Genomic DNA, 18,692 nt, shown 5'->3' with positions numbered 1-18,692 from the left:
GTTTTGTGTTGGTTCAACGATGCTTCATTCTCATGGAATCATCCAAGGGAACACATAAGCTTGTAGTGTAACGATAATACCGATCATTATAGTAAACGTTATACTGTGTTTAACCGTAAAACGGAACAAATCAGATTCTTTACCTACAAGCCCCACTGCCGCACATGCTATTGCAATCGATTGAGGCGAAATCATTTTTCCTGTCACACCACCACTGGTATTTGCAGCCACCAATAATACTTCTGGAACTCCAATTTGCTGTGCAGTCGTGGCTTGTAATGCGCCAAATAAAGCATTTGCAGAGGTATCAGAACCTGTGAGGAATACCCCCAACCATCCTAAGAATGGAGAGAAGAATGTAAATGCCTGACCCGTATGTGCAAGTGCCAAAGCAAGCGTGGCAGACATACCTGAATAATTTGCAATAAAGGCGAAAGCCAAGACCATACCAATTGAATAAATTGGAATTTTTAACTCATTAATCGTTTCACCAAAAGTTACAACAGCTTCTTTTGGCTTCATTTTTAAGAAAATAATGGTAATGATCGCTGCAATAAAAATTGCGGTACCTGTGGCTGAGAACCAATCAAACTTATAAATTGCATCATAATCTTTCATTTCAGAAACAACAGGTGGCATCTTTTGAATCATTTGATGCAAATAAGGCACTTGGATTGAAATCACTAAATCATGTAGCGCACCATCTTTGGTAAATAAATCCTTAAACGGTTTTACACTCCATATCGTGACCATCACAGTTAAAATTGCAAATGGAGACCACGCTTTAGCTATTTGAGCAAGGCTATATTTCTGTTGTTTTTGTGCAGCAAGATTCTCATCCATGCTGGCATCTTCATTTGCAAAACGGAAAATATGCTTTGGCTGCCAATATTTCAATAAAATTGTTAATGAAACCAAAGAAGCAATTGAGGCAGTAATATCTGGTAATTCTGGCCCCACAAAGTTTGAAGTCAAATATTGTGCAAGTGCGAAGGAGCCACCACCAACAATGACAGCAGGCCAAGTTTCTTTCACACCACGCCAACCGTCCATAATCGCCATGATCCAGAACAGCACAATTGGCACCATAAATGGTAATTGACGACCAACCATCTGACTGATTTCCATCGTTTCCACACCAGAAACCTGACCAGCAACAATAATTGGAATACCCATTGCGCCAAATGCCACAGGTGCTGTATTTACAATTAAACATAGACCTGCTGCGTAAAGTGGTTTAAAACCAAGTCCCACCAACAATGCAGCGGTAATTGCGACAGGTGCACCAAAACCAGCAGCACCTTCCAAGAACGTACCAAAAGCAAATCCCACAAACAGCATTTGCAAACGTTGATCTTCAGTAATCGACAAGATCGAAGAACGAATAATATCAAATTGCCCTGTTTTTACTGAAATTTTATATAGAAATACTGCACCGATAATGATCCATGCAATTGGCCATAAACCATAAAGGAAACCATAAACCAATGATGCCAATGCCATCATCGTTGGCATTTGATAAGCAAATAATGAAACCAGTAAAGCCAATACAACCGTAATTGTCCCCGCAACACTTCCTTTCATGCGGAATACAGCAAGGGCTAAAAAGAAAAATATAATTGGTATAAGCGCAATAGCACTAGATACCCAGATATTGCCCATCGGATCATAAATCTGTTGCCAATGTTGAAGCATTGTCATCTCCTTGAAATGCTTGCTAGAACGTGGAATGTCATTGAATCATCCATTTATTTCTCAATAATTGGTATGACCAATTTAGTTTTAAATTAAAAAATTTTGCACTAACTGCCACTTAATATTAATTTTTGCTGATTTAAAGATCAATAGTTGACACTCAATTAATTATTTTGGTATGACCAATATTGCAAGTATTTCAGTCAATTCACAAATCAATCCTTCAGATTTCAGGGTTTCAAATCGAATAACTCATTTGTTTTATATTATATTTTTTTAAATTAAACTAATTTTCTACAACTTTAGTCGCATGCTATTCTTAATGCACTTTTTAGTAACACTGATTTAAGTTTATTATCGGGTTTGGAAATACCTCAAAACCAAAATTAGTCAGACCAATTTAACAATCAGTTAAAATAAGCGTTAAGGCATCGCCTTAAACAAACAAATATCAAGTAAAAATAGAAAGAAAAAGCAGAAAGAAAAAAAGCAAAACCAATAAATTTTCACTGATTTTGCTTTTCACTTTAATTAAAAAATTATATAAATTTAATCAACTATAAATTAATTCATCAATACGCATTTATTGATTTAACGATGCTCACAACTCAATAAGGTTTCAGGTTTTTTCTTGATTTTAAGGTTTAAAGAACTTGAAATAATTCCTGAACAGATCAATGCCGCGCCGATAATAATGTTGATTGTAATCGGCTCATGCCAAAGCACATAACCAAAAAATAAACTTAGAATAGGAATACACATGATTGAAATAGACGCAACAAAGGTATCTACCTGACTCACAATCCAATTCCACAAGGCAAAGGCAAAACCAGTACCAATTACAGCAATATAGAACAGGATTGAATCATTCAGTGGATTCATCCAAACTTTAACATCTACAGGTTCAAAAATTAAAGCACCGATCAAAATCACCACTCCACCCATCAACAACTGCCAAAAGGTCAATTTGATTTTGTCATAAGTTGCAAAATTCTGTTTGATATACACTGTGGTTAAAGCCCAAAAGAAGCCAGACAAGATTAAGAAAGCTTGACCAATTAACGATAAATTCAAATGAATATGATTTAATTGTGGCCAAAGAATCGCAACCAAGCCCAATGTGCCAAGAACCAACCCAATCATTTTTTGGCTATTTAAACGCTCATTTAAAATATAATGCGCCAATACACCAATAAAAATAGGCATAGTAAACACTAAAACTGCAGACAATCCTGAATCAACAAATTGCATGGCAAAGGTTTGTGTTGCATAAAAACCAATACAAATCATCAAACTTGAGATTATCAGTTTTTGCCATTCACCTTTTGCGGGTAAAACAGATTTTCTTAACAGTACTTGAACCAACATAAGGGTAAGCGCAGCTAAGATTAAACGCGTAGAAATAAATAAGAATGGCGGAAATATTTGCAAACTATGTTTGACCAATCCCCACAAAGATCCCCAGACGAGACACAATAATACAATTGCACCAATCACTCGAAGATTCATTTGCTGTACTCAACAGATGGAAAGTGCTTAGAGTATAGAAAATAAATGACATCATGAATAATGCTGTGTTTTAATGTACACATCATTTTTTTTGATGCCAAAGTGGATACTTTAGTGTCAGCGCTTATTCAATGCATTTTTGAGGAATTGAAATGAATATCGATATGGGTGATATCAAATCATTTGTGACTGTTGCTGAACTAAAAAGCATTACAGCAGCAGCAAATAAACTCAATTATTTACAATCAAATATGACTGCAAAAATAAAAAAGATTGAAAATCACTATAAACGTCAACTATTCATCCGAAAACCTAAAGGTGTTGAGCTCACTGAATCTGGCATGAATTTATACCAGCAATATAAAAAAATGATTTTCACATGGGAGGAAACTGAAAATAAAATCTATCAGCAGGAAAAAAATTTACGCTTTGGTACCAACACCAGTTTAGGCGGAATGCGTTTCTACCCTTCTTTTAGCCAGCTATATGAAACTTACCCTGAACTTTCGATCACCATGAAAACAGGTGCGACAGGTTATATTGAAGATGAAATATTACTTGGAAATCTAGATATCGCCTATGTTTTAGGTCATCCCAAGCAGAAAAATATTCAGTATATTCAAAAAGCAGATGACCAGCTTGTGATTATTGGGAAAAATGTCATCAACCATGACAACCTTGAAGATTGTCTCAATCATCAAAATATTTTACTTGCTTCTGAAGAATGCTGTTACGCAACCACTTTAGATCACATTTACACAGACTATAATTTAACCAAAGGCGAGTTAACCCATATTTATGATCATGAGGCCTTAGTCAATTTCACTCAATTGGGTATGGGAATATCAATGATTGCAAAATCACTGATTAAAAAATTTAATATTCAATATTATCGAGAAACACCTGAACAATATCGAGATATTGGATTCTATCTGATTGCACGAAGTGAGCATGTATTTACGCCGATTGAAAAGCAGTTTATCGGATTGAATGATCAGCTTTAACCACACCAATATTTTGCTTTTAAACATTAGCTTTCATAATTTATATTGGGTTATTTTATTTGGTGCGCGTTTTCCGATTTAAACACTGAGAAAAACAGCATAACCGTGGCAACAAAGTACCAACAGGAAATATTTTGAGCATAAAAAGAGGGAAGAAAATTGAGCCTAAACGATTGCACAAGCTTCCAGATTTCACTCCATTTGCGCATGAGAAGTGAATAAGAATTAACACTAATTTCTCTAATATAGCACCAACAAAATAGCTGCCTTGATTTGTAAACACATAATACAGCATGTTTATTAAATCAAAAATCAAGGCAAATGCTACAATTTTATGCAATGTTGATGAAGTTTGATTTTTCTGTATTCGTCACACTTTTTTATCTTTGTTATTTGATTCCATTTCAGTTTTTTACTCAATGTAAAACCATCGTTTTTGCTATATTAATCTATTTTTCAAATTAAAAAAAAATGATTTCCACTGACAACAGCCCAAAATTTGTATTGAAGGGTGTTATAATACTGCGTTTATAAAATTCTCTTTGGCCACCCATATATGTGGTGCCTCTTTCGAAATAGTTAGGACGAGCAATGACTGATAATGCAACGATCTTGCAGAATGTACCAGTAGGCAAAAAAGTGGGTATCGCCTTTTCTGGTGGTCTAGATACTTCAGCAGCTTTATTGTGGATGAAACAAAAAGGCGCAGAACCTTATGCTTATACAGCAAACTTAGGTCAACCTGATGAAGATGACTACGATGCAATTCCGCGTAAAGCTGAAAACTATGGTGCTGTAAAAGCCCGATTGGTTGACTGCCGCTTACAACTTGCATTGGAAGGTATTGCTGCAATTCAATGTGGTGCATTCCATATCAGCACTGGGGGTGTTCCTTATTTCAACACAACACCATTAGGTCGTGCAGTAACAGGTACAATGCTTGTTACAGCTATGAAAGAAGATGATGTTAATATTTGGGGCGATGGTTCAACTTATAAAGGGAACGATATTGAACGTTTCTATCGTTATGGTTTATTAACCAACCCAGCACTTAAAATTTACAAACCTTGGTTAGATCAGCAATTTATTGATGAATTAGGCGGTCGCGCTGAAATGTCACAGTTCTTGATCGACAATGGTTTTGATTACAAAATGTCGAAAGAGAAAGCTTATTCAACAGATTCAAATATGTTGGGTGCAACTCACGAAGCAAAAGATCTTGAATATCTCAATGCAGGCATCAAAATCGTTGAACCAATCATGGGCGTTGCATTCTGGAAAGAAGATGTAAAAGTTGAAGCTGAAGAAGTTTCTGTAACGTTTGAAGAAGGTTTCCCAGTTGCATTAAATGGCAAGCGTATTGAAGACCCTGTTGAATTCATTCTTGAAGCCAACCGTATTGGTGGTCGTCATGGTCTTGGGATGTCTGACCAAATCGAAAACCGTATTATTGAAGCAAAATCTCGCGGTATCTATGAAGCTCCGGGAATGGCGCTTCTTCATATTGCTTATGAACGTCTTGTAACCGGTATTCATAATGAAGACACTATTGAACAATATCGCATCAATGGTTTACGTCTAGGTCGTTTATTGTACCAAGGGCGTTGGTTCGATTCACAAGCATTGATGCTACGTGAAACAGCACAACGCTGGGTTGCTAAAGCAATCTCAGGCACCGTGACTTTAGAACTTCGTCGTGGTAATGACTACACGATTATGAACACTGAATCAGAGAACCTCACTTATGAAGCTGAGCGTTTAACCATGGAAAAAGGTGATTCAATGTTTAGTCCTGCTGACCGTATCGGCCAATTGACTATGCGTAATCTTGATATCACTGATACCCGTGCAAAACTTGGTATTTATACCAATACTGGTTTATTGGCTGTCGGTACAGGATCTGCGATCCCTCAATTGAAAGACAAGAATAAATAATTTTTAATAAAAAACCGCCAAATCTGGCGGTTTTTTTAGCTTTAGTCTTTGTGATTTTTCATTAAAGATCGCTTATCAAGACACTGCATTCTTAGTTTCAGGCTGCGATAAGTTTTGTTGCCCTAATTTTTGCTGTTGTTTTTGCAACTCAATCTTTTCAGCATGTTCTTGGCGAATTTGATCATATTCTCGTTTGGTTTCAGCATCACTTTTAGCCGCAAGAAAAGCCATTCCCACTAAAAATACTGGAAATAACAATGCTAATGTCGCAAAGATATAAAATTTTTTCGAACTTGTCTGTGACATAAATTCAAGGCTTTCAATAAATTTAATTAGGCTGATTAATATAACAGAATAATCCCATCCAATACATTACTCACCTTTAGCCATAGGACAACAATCTCCTATATATTTAAAGCGAAAAACTTAAGTAAAAATCACACCACCCTGTGACCTAGAAGCTTTATAAATCACTTTCAGCAATACTCTTCATCAATCAAACTATTGTTATATGGAGCTTATCCCGCAAACTTCTTTAATAAATGTAACTTTAATAAAAACCAGATGCCCATAAAACAAAATGGTCTAAGCCAATTTAAAAAATAATTAACGATTCTTTGTTTGTTTATAAGCTTCTTGCGCTATAGCCAAACTTTTCTTTTTACCTTCAACTGTATCTGAAATCTCATTAGAAGTTCCATTTCCTGAATGACGTTGCAGATGTTGCTGTTGAGAATACTGATGCATTTCAGACTGAGATTTTTGTTGCTGTATCGAAGTTTGGTTTGCAGTTCGTTGGGTTAATTTTTGTTGAAGTTGTTGCTGTGGATTTACAGTAGCAGTTCCTGCACAAGGTCTAGATTGGTAAGTTACCGAACCTTTTACCACACATTTGTGTACGTCTTTAGCAAATACATGATGCGAAATCCCTAAAGCTAAGATAACCAACAATACTTTTTTCACAACCAACACTCCATTTAAGTTTCAACAAAATATCAATAATTGATTTAAATTGCTATTTACACAGGAGTTTTCTTATTCACAGGATTTTTCATTTACAATTAAGGTATAAATATGACTTTTTTTGCCAAGTTTTACAGCATTTTGTCATAGTTCAAATCCTTCAGTTTCAAGATTTAATTTGAAGGTTTTTAAGTGATTGCTGAACAATAAAACCATGAACTAAAGACACAGGCAGCATATAAATTTTCCCGAAAAGATTATAGGTGACTACACTGGTACACACCTTCAGTTCATTTCTAAGTTCATCATATTCCTCGATTTGTAAAACCAGCAATACACTCAAATGTTTATCGGTTGACTGTAAAAAAAGCTCACGATCGGAGACTTTAATCACATCAAAAAAATCTGCTTTCCTACCTACTTGAAGTGGTTTAGTTGATTCACCAAAGCCTTGAATAGGTTGCACACCACCTAAACGCTGGCTTAAAAAATCCCTCAGCTTAAACGCAGCCTTCAACCAAACTGGCGGCTTGCTAGTCATTAGATAATAGGCTTGAGTACTGGTGAGATTTTTATCAATATATTGCTTGGCTTCGTGTAAAAAATTTAATTGATCAAGTGGAGCAACTAAAGTTTGTGGATCTCTTTCTATATTCAATTAACCACCCCTATAAATATAATTAATATTTTTTCAAACAACCGCTAAAAACAGTCTACAGTAATCAGTTATTGGTGCAATTACTCACAGCCTAAAGTTTAAGAAATATATAATCGACCTGTCAAAAAAGCTTAGACACAAGAACATAATTCCCCTTAATCAATATTTTCAATTAAATCAATCGCATGGACAAACAAATTATTTAATTATAAAAAGCTTGTACTGCCACACCTTACATTCAAAGTTTAAATACCTTTGCGTAGGCGATGCCAAACCTTGCGCTGCAAACAAAGCAGTGCTTTGTTTTTGCTCATGGGCGAGGGGTACGTCCTGTACCCCCTCCCAACGGCGACATCCATGTAGCCACACAGTAGGATCACCATCTAGGATTCAAAAATCTAAAAAATGAATAGATAACTAAAATTTTATAAAAATTATTAAAAAACATAAGCTTAATTTATACTCAATGACTTAATAAAAGTCACTGGTATGAATAATTAAGTAGTTTGAATACAACAAAAAGGTCTGCACTTGACAGACCTTTGATTATACTGACTTTAGTGCGTTTATCTTTTAATTAACTATCCATATTTTCAATAATCGCTTGACCGAATTCAGAACAGCGAAGCAAAGTTGCACCTGGCATCAATCGCTCAAAGTCATAGGTGACAGTTTTCGCAGCAATCGCTCCCGATACGCCCTGAATAATCAAATCAGCAGCTTCAATCCACCCCATATCACGAAGCATCATTTCCGCAGAAAGAATAATAGAGCCTGGATTGACTTTATCTTGGCCTGCATATTTTGGTGCTGTACCGTGAGTTGCTTCATATACAGAAATTGCGCCACCAATATTTGCACCCGGTGCAATACCAATACCACCTACTTCAGCTGCCAATGCATCAGAAATATAGTCACCATTTAAATTAAGTGTCGCAATCACAGAGTATTCAGAAGGACGCATTAATATTTGCTGTAGGAATGCATCTGCAATCACATCTTTAATAATGATCTCTTTACCCGTTCTTGGATTTTTAATTTTTACCCACGGGCCACCATCAATCAGCTCTCCACCGAAACGATCAATTGCCAGTTCGTAACCCCATTCTTTGAACGCACCTTCGGTATATTTCATAATGTTGCCTTTATGCACTAAAGTTACACTTGGCTTATCATTATCAATCGCAAACTGAATCGCCTTACGCACCAAACGCTGAGTACCTTCTTTTGATACCGGTTTAATACCAATCCCACAATTATCTTCAAAACGAATCTTAGTTACACCCATTTCTTCTTTTAAAAATTTAATGACTTTTTTCGCTTCAGGAGAATCTGCTTTCCATTCGATACCCGCATAAATATCTTCGGAATTTTCCCGAAAAATCACCATATCGGTCAGTTCAGGGTGTTGAACAGGTGACGGCACTCCTTCAAACCAACGTACAGGGCGTACACAAACATAGAGGTCGAGCTCTTGGCGTAAAGCCACATTCAATGAACGAATACCGCCACCCACAGGTGTGGTTAATGGCCCCTTAATCGAAACAACAAATTCCCGCAGCGCCTCAAAAGTTTCTTCAGGCATATATGTTCCGTAGATTTTATCTGCCTTTTCACCACAGTAAACTTCCATCCATTCGATCGAACGTTTGCCACCATATGCTTTTTGAATTGCTGCATCCACAACAGCTTTCATGGCTGGTGTAATATCAACACCAATACCATCCCCTTCTATAAAAGGAATGATTGGATGATTTGGAACATTCAGTGACAAGTCCGCATTTACAGTAATTTTGCTACCATCAGCAGGCACTACGATCTTCTGATAACCCATTGTTGATGTTCTCCCTTTTATTATAGTTGGCAAATCCAAAATAATTGCCAAATCGACAATATTTCTAACCATTCTTAACGCATATCAGTCTAGTCTAATTTGTACATTTTTTGAGATTTATACGAGGAATAACAACATTTCTCTACTGAATAAAGCACATTGTTCCATTATTTAATGTCATTTAATTCATCATTTTTTATATAAATCAATATTCTCAATCACCTCGAATATTGAAAAATAAAAGTATTAGCTATGTTTTTCCACACAAAGAAATTTTCCAAGAGTCGGATCTTCTCCATGTTTCACACTGTAAACACAAGTAGTTAATTCTTATTTTTTTAAATGATAGCCACTCTATCCAACATATCAGCCGCCAAAATAACTACAAAACCACCCAATCGGATCTTTAAAAGTGAGAGCTAATATACCTTTTCACTATAAGCTTTATTTTCAATTTTTTGATTTGATATTCGTTATTTAATTTAAAAATTTATAACATTTTGACAATAGATTAATGACCAAACTGGCCACCTTAAAACCACAATATATTCATATATTTCATTGTATTAAAATACGCACCACAATAGAACACAAACAAAAACCCGTAAATTTATTTTGATTACTGGTATTTTTTGCCATTGCTTTTAATTTAAAAATAAAATTATTAAAAACAACATCATCAACTTAAAATTAATTACAAAAATATTTCACTTTTACTATATGTTTTCACATGAATTTTAATGAAAGAATAAATCGAAATTCATTTTTTGATTCCTTCTGTCTATCCTATAGCCTCCAATCAAATTAACCATCTTTGCAATTATTATTTAGTCTTAAAATCTTTAACATTATTCCTGTTTTTTTAAATCGCAATGAATTTTGAATTAATTACGATTCAACCTAACTCATGGATGTAAATAATGGATCAAACTTACAGTAAAGAAGAGAAACGAGGCCGTATACGCGGTATCGTCGGCGCAGCTTCAGGAAACTTAGTAGAATGGTTTGATTTTTATATTTATGCTGTATTTGCGGCATATTTCACTAAAGCATTAACTGCACCAGATATGGACTCCGGTACTCAAGCCATTTATGTATGGGGTGTCTTTGCAGCCAGCTTCTTTATGCGACCAATTGGTAGCTGGGTTTTCGGACGAATTGCTGATAAACATGGCCGCAAAAAATCAATGGTCATTTCAATCTGTCTTATGGCAGTAAGCTCTTTCTTATTTGCCGCACTCCCAACCTATGAACAAGTTGGGATGGCAGCACCTTTCCTACTTTTACTTGTTCGCCTGCTACAGGGTTTATCTGTAGGTGGTGAATATGGTGCTGTCGCAACCTATATGAGTGAACTTGGCTTAAAGGGTCAACGAGGCTTTTTTGCTTCTTTCCAATATGTCACCTTGTCAGGTGGTCAGTTATTAGCAAGTTTGCTCGGTGTTATTATGCTGGCATTCCTATCAGAGCAGCAATTGCTTGATGGCGGCTGGCGTATTCCTTTTGTCATTGGTGGTATTGCTGCAATTATCTCCCTACTTGCACGTAGTCGTTTGGAAGAAACATTATCTAGCGAAGACAGTGATAAAGAAGAATCAGGAAGCTTAAGTGAACTGTTTAAAAATCACTGGAAAACCTTCTTATTGGTCGTAGGTTATACCTCTGCGGGTTCCCTCACCTTTTATGTGATTACAGTATATTCAAAGACCTACCTCACCAATATGGGTGTGGATAGTAAGACTGTCGGATTCATTATGACAGCTTCACTATTTATCTTTATGCTTGCACAACCGGTGTTTGGTGCTATTTCTGACCGCATTGGTCGTCGTGCTGCAATGCTTGCGTTCAGTGGAACTATGGCAATTTTCATCTATCCAGTTATGGTGATCTGGATGCCACATTTCAGTTACTCACCATTGATGGTTGCACTGCTACTTATTTTCCTGATGATGTTACTCAGCTTCTATACCTCTATCAGTGGATTGGTTAAGGCAGAAATGTTCCCGCCACATGTTCGTGCATTGGGTGTTGGTTTCTCTTATGCTGTGGGGAATGCAATCTTTGGCGGTTCTGCACCATCTGTAGCACTACAGTTCAAAGCAGCCGGTATTGAAAGCACCTTCTTCTTCTATGTGATTTTCATGTTAGTGATCTGTTTCTTGTGTAGTTTTAAATTACCGAAAGAGCCAGAATATCTAAAACATGACCACTAAATAACATGGTTAAGTCATAAATAGCTTGTGATCACTGATTAAAATTTGAGATCTACACTATTCAAAAAAGCTGTACTATCCAAAGGTGGTACAGCTTTTTTATTATATGGTTTTACTTCAATAGACGCTGTTTTTTCCAGTTGTTTAGCTTAATTTTATGCAATGGTAAATTGCAAAAAGATAAAACCTCCCACCCTACTCTAAAAACCTCGTATCTTAAGATCGCCCATCTAAGAAAAATGTATTTACAACTCAAGCTTGGTAAATAAATAAAGTTGAAGAATACAAAGCGTAATCTGATATAGTAGCGCACATATCGTAGTCTTTATCTTTACCCAACTCTCTTCAAACGGGTAACTTTATCAAACTCAAAAATTTTATTGATATTTATTAGTGGTCTAAAGTGAAAATTGTCATTCTTAATAAACCTTATGACGTCCTCTCCCAGTTTCGTAAAGACGAAGCACATATGACGATGTCAGACTTCGTAGATGACTCGACTTTGCGTTTGGCGGGTCGTCTCGATATGGACTCTGAAGGTTTAGTTTTTTTAACTGATCATGGTGGTTTAAATCAGTACATTACCAATCCTGCCAATAAGAAATTTAAAACTTATGTGGTGCAAGTTGATGGTGATGTGACTGAAGAAGCCCTTGAACAGTTGCGCAAAGGTGTTGAGCTAAAAGATGGTATGACTTTACCTGCTCAAGCGAATAAAATAGAACAGCCTGGATGGTTGTGGGATCGTGATCCACCTGTACGCTTTCGTGCGAACATTCCAACATCTTGGATTGAAATTTCGATTTGCGAAGGCCGTAACCGCCAAGTACGTCGTATGACTTCAGCTGTCGGTTTCCCTACTTTACGTTTAATCCGTACCAAAATTGGTGCAATTGACTTGGTACAAATGGGTTTACAGCCTGGTGAAACCAAAGAAATTGAACCATTGCTTTATCCTGACTTCCAAAATATTCCTGCGGACGAACCTTATCGTTCACGATCTTATGTGAAGAAACCTGGTGGTACAGGTGGAAAACCAATTGTTCGCAAGAATAAAGATGGTTCAACAAAAAAGTCAGGTACTAAACGTATCTGGCAAATGGAAGATGGTGAAAAACCACGTCGTAAGACCAATGGTACCACTCGTCCAAATACCAAAACCCCACGTGGTCGTGGACGTAATGGTCGATAGGATTTAGTTATTCGAAGCCATTAATCGATTGTCGCATATTATAAAAATGCCTAATGAAATTCATTGGGCATTTTTATTTTTATAATTTAAAAAAACTCAAGACCAATTAAAACCAATCTCCCCCTCATCATTTAAATTGATTCATACAAAACTTGCACATAAATTACTTAAACAAAGATTTATTCCCTCAATAAAAAAGCCGATGCTTATGCATCGGCTTTTCTCACCAACAAGATCGCTGGTTTATAGCATTTAAAACTTAAACATTAGCAAGTGTAGCGTTAAGCGTAGCACTTGGACGCATTACAGCTTCAACTTTAGCCGTATCAACTGCATAGTACCCACCGATATCCGCTGGCTTACCTTGAACAGCAGCAAGTTCAGCAAGAATTTTGTCTTCGTTCTCAGCTAAAGCTTTTGCAAGTGGTTCAAACTTGGCTTTTAATTCAGCATCGTCATTTTGAGCAGCAAGTGCTTCAGCCCAGAATTTCGCAAGGTAGAAATGGCTACCACGGTTGTCTAGCTCACCCGTACGGCGAGATGGAGACTTATCATTATCTAACAATTGACCTGTCGCTTGATCCAATGTCTTCGCCAACAACTTAGCACGCGCATTGTCTTCTTTAATACCTAACTCTTCTAAAGAAACTGCTAATGCCAAGAATTCACCAAGAGAATCCCAACGCAAGTGGTTTTCTTCTACAAGCTGTTGTACGTGTTTAGGCGCTGAACCACCCGCACCTGTTTCGTACATCCCACCGCCCGCCATTAACGGAACGATAGATAACATTTTCGCAGAAGTACCCAGTTCCATGATTGGGAACAAGTCAGTTAAGTAATCACGTAAAATGTTACCTGTCACTGAAATTGTATCTAAACCACGAGCAACACGTTCAAGCGTATAACGCATTGCACGTACTTGTGACATGATTTGGATATCAAGACCCGCTGTATCATGATCTTTCAAGTATTTTTGTACTTTCTTGATCAATTCATTTTCATGCGGGCGGTATGGGTCAAGCCAGAAGATTGCAGGCATACCTGAGTTACGCGCACGCGTTACTGCAAGTTTTACCCAGTCACGAATCGGTGCGTCTTTCACCTGACACATACGCCAGATATCGCCTTCCTCAACGTTTTGTGACATCAACACTTCACCAGTCTCAAGATCTGTGATGTTTGCAACACCTGCTTCAGTGATCTCAAAAGTTTTGTCATGTGAGCCGTATTCTTCAGCTTTTTGCGCCATCAAACCAACGTTTGGCACAGTACCCATAGTACGTGGGTCAAAATTGCCATTCCACTTACAGAAATTGATCATTTCTTGGTAAATACGTGCGAATGTTGACTCTGGCATAACAGCTTTACAATCATACTGCTTACCATCAGCTCCCCACATCTTACCACCGCCACGAATCATCGCTGGCATAGATGCATCTACAATCACATCATTTGGTGAATGGAAGTTGGTAATACCTTTCGCTGAATCGACCATTGCAAGTGCAGGACGGTGTTCTTGACAAGCATGAAGATCTTCGATGATCTCTTCACGCAATGATGTTGGTAAAGTTGCAATCTTCTCATAAAGACCAGCCATACCGTTATTGACGTTAATACCTAACTCGTCAAATAACTTGGCATGCTTTTCAAATGCTTCTTTATAGTAAATTTTTACACAGTGACCGAATACAATCGGGTGTGAAACTTTCATCATCGTTGCTTTTACATGCAACGAAAATAAAATGCCCGCTTCACGGCAATCATCAAGTTCTTTTTCATAGAAATCGCAAAGCGCTTTTTTGCTCATAAACATTGAGTCGATGATTTCGCCATCAAGTAATGCAACTTTTGACTTCAGCACAATGCTCTCACCATTTTTGGTGATAAGTTCCATTTTGACGTTACGCGCACGGTCAAGTGTCATTGACTTTTCACCGTGGTAGAAATCACCCTCATCCATATGAGAAACATGTGTTTGTGACCACTGTTTCCATTCGTTCATTGAATGTGGATGTTTCTTGGCATAGTTTTTCACTGCAGCAGGTGCGCGACGGTCAGAGTTACCTTCACGTAACACTGGATTCACCGCTGAACCAAGGCATTTGCTATAACGTACCTTAATTGCTTTTTCTTCTTCAGTTGTTGGATTTTCAGGATAGTCAGGGATTGCATAACCCTTTGACTGAAGTTCCTTAATACATGCGCTCAACTGAGCAACAGATGCACTGATATTTGGGAGTTTGATAATGTTAGTGTCTGGATCTTGAGTAAGACGCCCTAGCTGTGCAAGGTTGTCAGATACTTTCTGTTCATCGCTTAAGTATTCCGCGAATTCTGCAAGAACACGAGCAGCTACAGAAATATCAGTTTTGACAATCTCTACGCCAGCTGGCTTAGTAAAGGTCTCAATGATCGGCAGTAGCGAATAAGTCGCCAACAATGGCGCCTCGTCAGTCAGTGTGTAAATGATTGTTGACTTTCCACCAGCCATATATAGCCCCTTGCTTTAGATTGTGTTTTGAGAACCGAGCTTGTGACCCAGCTCTTACGAACCGACTTGCTTAAATTTAACCCCAAGAGTATCAGCCTTCCTGATATTACAGTCAACGTAAGATCTGTGATAACGACATTTCGTAAAAAAATGGTACATCACAAATATTGCATTAACATCAACATTTGCACAAAAATTAATCACTTTTTTGTAAAAATAGCCATTCCGACTAAGAGCAACAAAAATCCATACCATCTTCTTCTTTATTGTTTTAAACATTAAAAATTTTATCTTGCTGATTCTTACAAATAGAGCAACCAATTAAAAACCATTGAAAACACATCGACGCGCTTCAGCGACATAAAACAAGCCGAACAGCACAAAAAAAAATCAGCTAGATACTGTTTAAATTTTAAATCATTCAAGTCTGTCTAAAAAGTGAATGAGCAAATGAATGGAAAATTTATTTATTCCCCAATACTCTGGTCACGATATGACAATAAATATGCTTTGGTTAACTTATACTCACAAAATAACAATACTTTTACCTTGAATATTAAGTCAAAAAATCGTTATTAATAAATTACATGTTTAATTTTTCATCACATCATTAATGAAAAAATAAGCTTCAATGATGTATTTCCTATCCCCAAATTAATATTAAAACTGTAGAGGTAATATGTTAATGCTATTACTCATCGCAATACTTATTCAAATCATCTCACTCTGGGCCGTTTTCTTTTTTGCACTTGATCGGACAATCGGTAGTATCACCACGATTGTCATTGCGATTCTGAGTGCAGTGATCAGCCCATGGTCTCTCATCCTTGGTCTCCCGCTTATTCTTATCAGTTTAGTTTTACTGATTGAGCCACTGCGAATGCAAGTTTTGACTAAACCAGCTTATAAAACATTAGCCAATGCAATGCCAAGCATGAGTAGCACTGAACGTGAAGCATTGGATGCGGGTACCAGTTGGTGGGAAAAAGAATTATTTATGGGGGCGCCAGATTGGGAAAAATTTAACAATTACCCCTACCCGACGCTTAGTAATGAAGAGCAATCTTTTTTAGATCATGAGGTTGAACAACTCTGTCAGTTGCTAGATGAATGGGAAATTCATCAAAATAAAGACCTGAACGCAGAGACATGGCAATTTATTAAAGACAATGGCTTTTTTGGACTTATCATCCCTAAAACTTATGGTGGTCGTGAATTTAGCTCTTTTGCACAAAGTCGTATTATGAGCAAAATCGCTTCACGCTCATTAACCACTGCCGTAACCTGTATGGTGCCTAACTCATTAGGGCCGGGTGAGCTTTTACTGAATTATGGTACAGATGAACAAAAAAATCGTTATTTGCCCGGCTTAGCCAAGGGTGAAGAAATTCCTTGTTTTGGACTAACCAGTCCTGAAGCGGGTTCTGATGCTGGAGCGATTCCTGACACTGGGGTAGTTTGTTATGGGGAGTTCGAAGGTCAACAAGTGCTTGGCTTAATTATGAATTTCTCAAAACGCTGGATTACCTTAGCACCCGTTGCAACCGTAGTCGGTCTGGCCTTCAAACTGTATGACCCAGATGGCTTATTGGGAGATAAAACTAAAACTGAGTATGGTATTACATGTGCACTTATACCCGCCTCTCATGCAGGCGTAGAAGTTGGACCTAGGCACCATCCGGGTGGTTCTCCATTTATGAATGGCACAGTTGAAGGTAAGGACGTCTTTATTCCGATTGACTGGATTATTGGGGGCGCAAAAAATGCTGGGAATGGCTGGCGTATGCTGATGGAATGTCTGGCTGTTGGACGCGGTATTTCCCTTCCTGCATTGTCTACAGCCGCAGGTGAAATGACGTATTTATCTGTAGGTGCATTCGCTAAAATTCGTCAACAATTTAAATTATCAGTCGGTAAATTTGAAGGGGTCCAAGAAGTTAGCAGTGACATCGTCAGCCATACCTATATGCTTGAAGCTTTCCGCTATTTAGTCACTTGCGGTTTAAATCAAGGTGGCAAACCCGCTGTTATGACCGCAATGGCAAAATACTACGCCACTGAAACGATGCGAAAAATCGTCAATCATGGTATGGACATCACAGGTGGTCGTGGTATTCAACAAGGTCCGCGTAACTTTCTTGCCAATATGTATCAAGCTATTCCGATCTCGATAACGGTTGAAGGAGCAAATATCTTAAGCCGTTCGTTGATGATCTTTGGTCAAGGTTCAATGCGTTGCCATCCTTATTTATTTGAGGAATTACAATTGTTACAGGCTGCAGATAAAGCTTCTGCCTTAAACACATTTAACACCATGTTATATCAACATTTAGGCTACACTTTAAACCGTGGAGCTCGTGCATTCACTTATGGATGGTTTGGGGCAAGTAATCAACGACCTGACTCATCAGATGCTTTTACTCAACCTTATTATAAAATCATCAATCGCTTCAGTACTGATTTTGCCCTAACCGCAGATATGTGTCTTGGACTATTAGCTGGTGATATTAAACGTAAAGAAATGCTCTCAGGGCGATTAGCTGACATTCACTCCAAAATGTTTATTGCGACAGCCATACTCAAATTTTATGAAAATGGTCAAAGATCCACGCAAGAACAGGTACATGCCAAACTTGCATTAGATGAAACGCTTTATAATGCCCAAGAAGCATTTTATGGCTTATTTGATAATTTTCCGATTCAAATTGCATCAAGTCTGGTTAAATTTGTTTGTTTCCCATTTGGTCGACCGATCAAGAAACCGAGTGATCGTCAAAAGAGTGAAGCAGCAGAACTGCTCATGCAAGATAACCCATTCCGAGATTATTTAAAAACGCAGGTTTATTATACTGTTGATCCGAATGATGCTTTTGGCCGAATGGAAGCCACCTTCAATCTACTCTCAACCGTTGAAGACGATTGGAACAGCTTTAAAAAAGCGGAATCTAAAGGTGAATATCAGGGGCTAACATTTGAAGAGCGCATACAGGATGCAGTCACTCGTGGCTTAATCAGCGATGATTTAGCCACAAAATTAACCCAATATAATGCCCTGCGTTATGACAGTATGCTCACAGATATTTTTGATGAAAAATTAGAGCAGGTATTGGTATTAGAAAATCCTCATCTTCACTCAACTTAAATCTATTTGGCAAATGCCATTTAAGAGATAAGGGGATATAAAACGTTGACCATAAA

Annotated in this window: 12 protein-coding genes; 5 read left to right on the top strand and 7 right to left on the bottom strand. The window is 37.5% G+C overall.

Annotation, left to right across the window (positions count from 1 at the left end):
• Positions 1 to 30 precede the first annotated feature (30 nt).
• The gene (gene lldP, locus AC4CVF_RS03260) at positions 31 to 1,701 is read right to left on the bottom strand and encodes an L-lactate permease (RefSeq protein WP_336951676.1); all 1,671 of its coding nucleotides are present in this window, start codon (positions 1,699 to 1,701) and stop codon (positions 31 to 33) included.
• 585 nt (positions 1,702 to 2,286) lie between these two features.
• The gene (locus AC4CVF_RS03255; RefSeq protein WP_336951677.1) at positions 2,287 to 3,204 is read right to left on the bottom strand and encodes a DMT family transporter; all 918 of its coding nucleotides are present in this window, start codon (positions 3,202 to 3,204) and stop codon (positions 2,287 to 2,289) included.
• 152 nt (positions 3,205 to 3,356) lie between these two features.
• On the opposite strand from AC4CVF_RS03255, the gene AC4CVF_RS03250 reads away from it, so the two are divergent.
• Both AC4CVF_RS03250 and argG read left to right on the top strand, forming a co-directional pair.
• The gene (locus tag AC4CVF_RS03250) at positions 3,357 to 4,208 is read left to right on the top strand and encodes a LysR family transcriptional regulator (RefSeq protein ID WP_336951678.1); all 852 of its coding nucleotides are present in this window, start codon (positions 3,357 to 3,359) and stop codon (positions 4,206 to 4,208) included.
• Positions 4,209 to 4,799: 591 nt separating this feature from the next.
• Positions 4,800 to 6,143, top strand: coding sequence for an argininosuccinate synthase (gene argG / locus AC4CVF_RS03245; protein WP_004724905.1), 1,344 nt, complete (start codon positions 4,800 to 4,802; stop codon positions 6,141 to 6,143).
• 75 nt (positions 6,144 to 6,218) lie between these two features.
• Here argG and AC4CVF_RS03240 read toward each other — a convergent pair whose 3' ends face one another.
• The 4 genes from AC4CVF_RS03240 to icd form a co-directional block, all read right to left on the bottom strand.
• Positions 6,219 to 6,449, bottom strand: coding sequence for a hypothetical protein (locus AC4CVF_RS03240; protein ID WP_490788866.1), 231 nt, complete (start codon positions 6,447 to 6,449; stop codon positions 6,219 to 6,221).
• Between the two features lie 300 nt (positions 6,450 to 6,749).
• Positions 6,750 to 7,106, bottom strand: coding sequence for a DUF4124 domain-containing protein (locus AC4CVF_RS03235; protein WP_490788865.1), 357 nt, complete (start codon positions 7,104 to 7,106; stop codon positions 6,750 to 6,752).
• A 166-nt stretch (positions 7,107 to 7,272) separates the two neighbouring features.
• Complete coding sequence (locus tag AC4CVF_RS03230) at positions 7,273 to 7,764, bottom strand: DUF2867 domain-containing protein (RefSeq protein ID WP_336951680.1); 492 nt, start codon at positions 7,762 to 7,764, stop codon at positions 7,273 to 7,275.
• A gap of 577 nt (positions 7,765 to 8,341) precedes the next feature.
• Positions 8,342 to 9,598 (bottom strand): NADP-dependent isocitrate dehydrogenase, encoded by a 1,257-nt coding sequence (icd, locus tag AC4CVF_RS03225; RefSeq protein WP_333667652.1) that lies wholly within the window; start codon positions 9,596 to 9,598, stop codon positions 8,342 to 8,344.
• Between the two features lie 920 nt (positions 9,599 to 10,518).
• Between icd and AC4CVF_RS03220 the strand changes: the two genes are divergently transcribed.
• On the top strand, positions 10,519 to 11,811 hold the full coding sequence (locus tag AC4CVF_RS03220) for an MFS transporter (RefSeq protein ID WP_336951681.1): 1,293 nt from the start codon (positions 10,519 to 10,521) through the stop codon (positions 11,809 to 11,811).
• 403 nt (positions 11,812 to 12,214) lie between these two features.
• Positions 12,215 to 13,003, top strand: coding sequence for a pseudouridine synthase (locus AC4CVF_RS03215; RefSeq protein WP_336951683.1), 789 nt, complete (start codon positions 12,215 to 12,217; stop codon positions 13,001 to 13,003).
• Positions 13,004 to 13,262: 259 nt separating this feature from the next.
• Here the strand turns inward: AC4CVF_RS03215 and AC4CVF_RS03210 are convergent, their stop codons facing one another.
• Positions 13,263 to 15,494 (bottom strand): NADP-dependent isocitrate dehydrogenase, encoded by a 2,232-nt coding sequence (locus AC4CVF_RS03210; protein ID WP_490788864.1) that lies wholly within the window; start codon positions 15,492 to 15,494, stop codon positions 13,263 to 13,265.
• 685 nt (positions 15,495 to 16,179) lie between these two features.
• Here AC4CVF_RS03210 and AC4CVF_RS03205 point away from each other — a divergent pair.
• Positions 16,180 to 18,636, top strand: coding sequence for an acyl-CoA dehydrogenase (locus tag AC4CVF_RS03205; protein WP_490788863.1), 2,457 nt, complete (start codon positions 16,180 to 16,182; stop codon positions 18,634 to 18,636).
• The last annotated feature ends 56 nt before the right edge of the window (positions 18,637 to 18,692 follow it).

The sequence above is a fragment of the Acinetobacter sp. LipI_19 genome (assembly GCF_058242925.1).
This window is presented reverse-complemented; position numbering and strand designations above follow the sequence as displayed.

Bases quoted from the DNA above. Each gene is read 5' to 3' on its own strand.
- lldP (WP_336951676.1), bottom strand. From the start codon at position 1,701: ATGACAATGCTTCAACATTGGCAACAGATTTATGATCCGATGGGCAAT.
- AC4CVF_RS03255 (WP_336951677.1), bottom strand. From the start codon at position 3,204: ATGAATCTTCGAGTGATTGGTGCAATTGTATTATTGTGTCTCGTCTGG.
- AC4CVF_RS03250 (WP_336951678.1), top strand. From the start codon at position 3,357: ATGAATATCGATATGGGTGATATCAAATCATTTGTGACTGTTGCTGAA.
- argG (WP_004724905.1), top strand. From the start codon at position 4,800: ATGACTGATAATGCAACGATCTTGCAGAATGTACCAGTAGGCAAAAAA.
- AC4CVF_RS03240 (WP_490788866.1), bottom strand. From the start codon at position 6,449: ATGTCACAGACAAGTTCGAAAAAATTTTATATCTTTGCGACATTAGCA.
- icd (WP_333667652.1), bottom strand. From the start codon at position 9,598: ATGGGTTATCAGAAGATCGTAGTGCCTGCTGATGGTAGCAAAATTACT.
- AC4CVF_RS03220 (WP_336951681.1), top strand. From the start codon at position 10,519: ATGGATCAAACTTACAGTAAAGAAGAGAAACGAGGCCGTATACGCGGT.
- AC4CVF_RS03210 (WP_490788864.1), bottom strand. From the start codon at position 15,494: ATGGCTGGTGGAAAGTCAACAATCATTTACACACTGACTGACGAGGCG.
- AC4CVF_RS03205 (WP_490788863.1), top strand. From the start codon at position 16,180: ATGCTATTACTCATCGCAATACTTATTCAAATCATCTCACTCTGGGCC.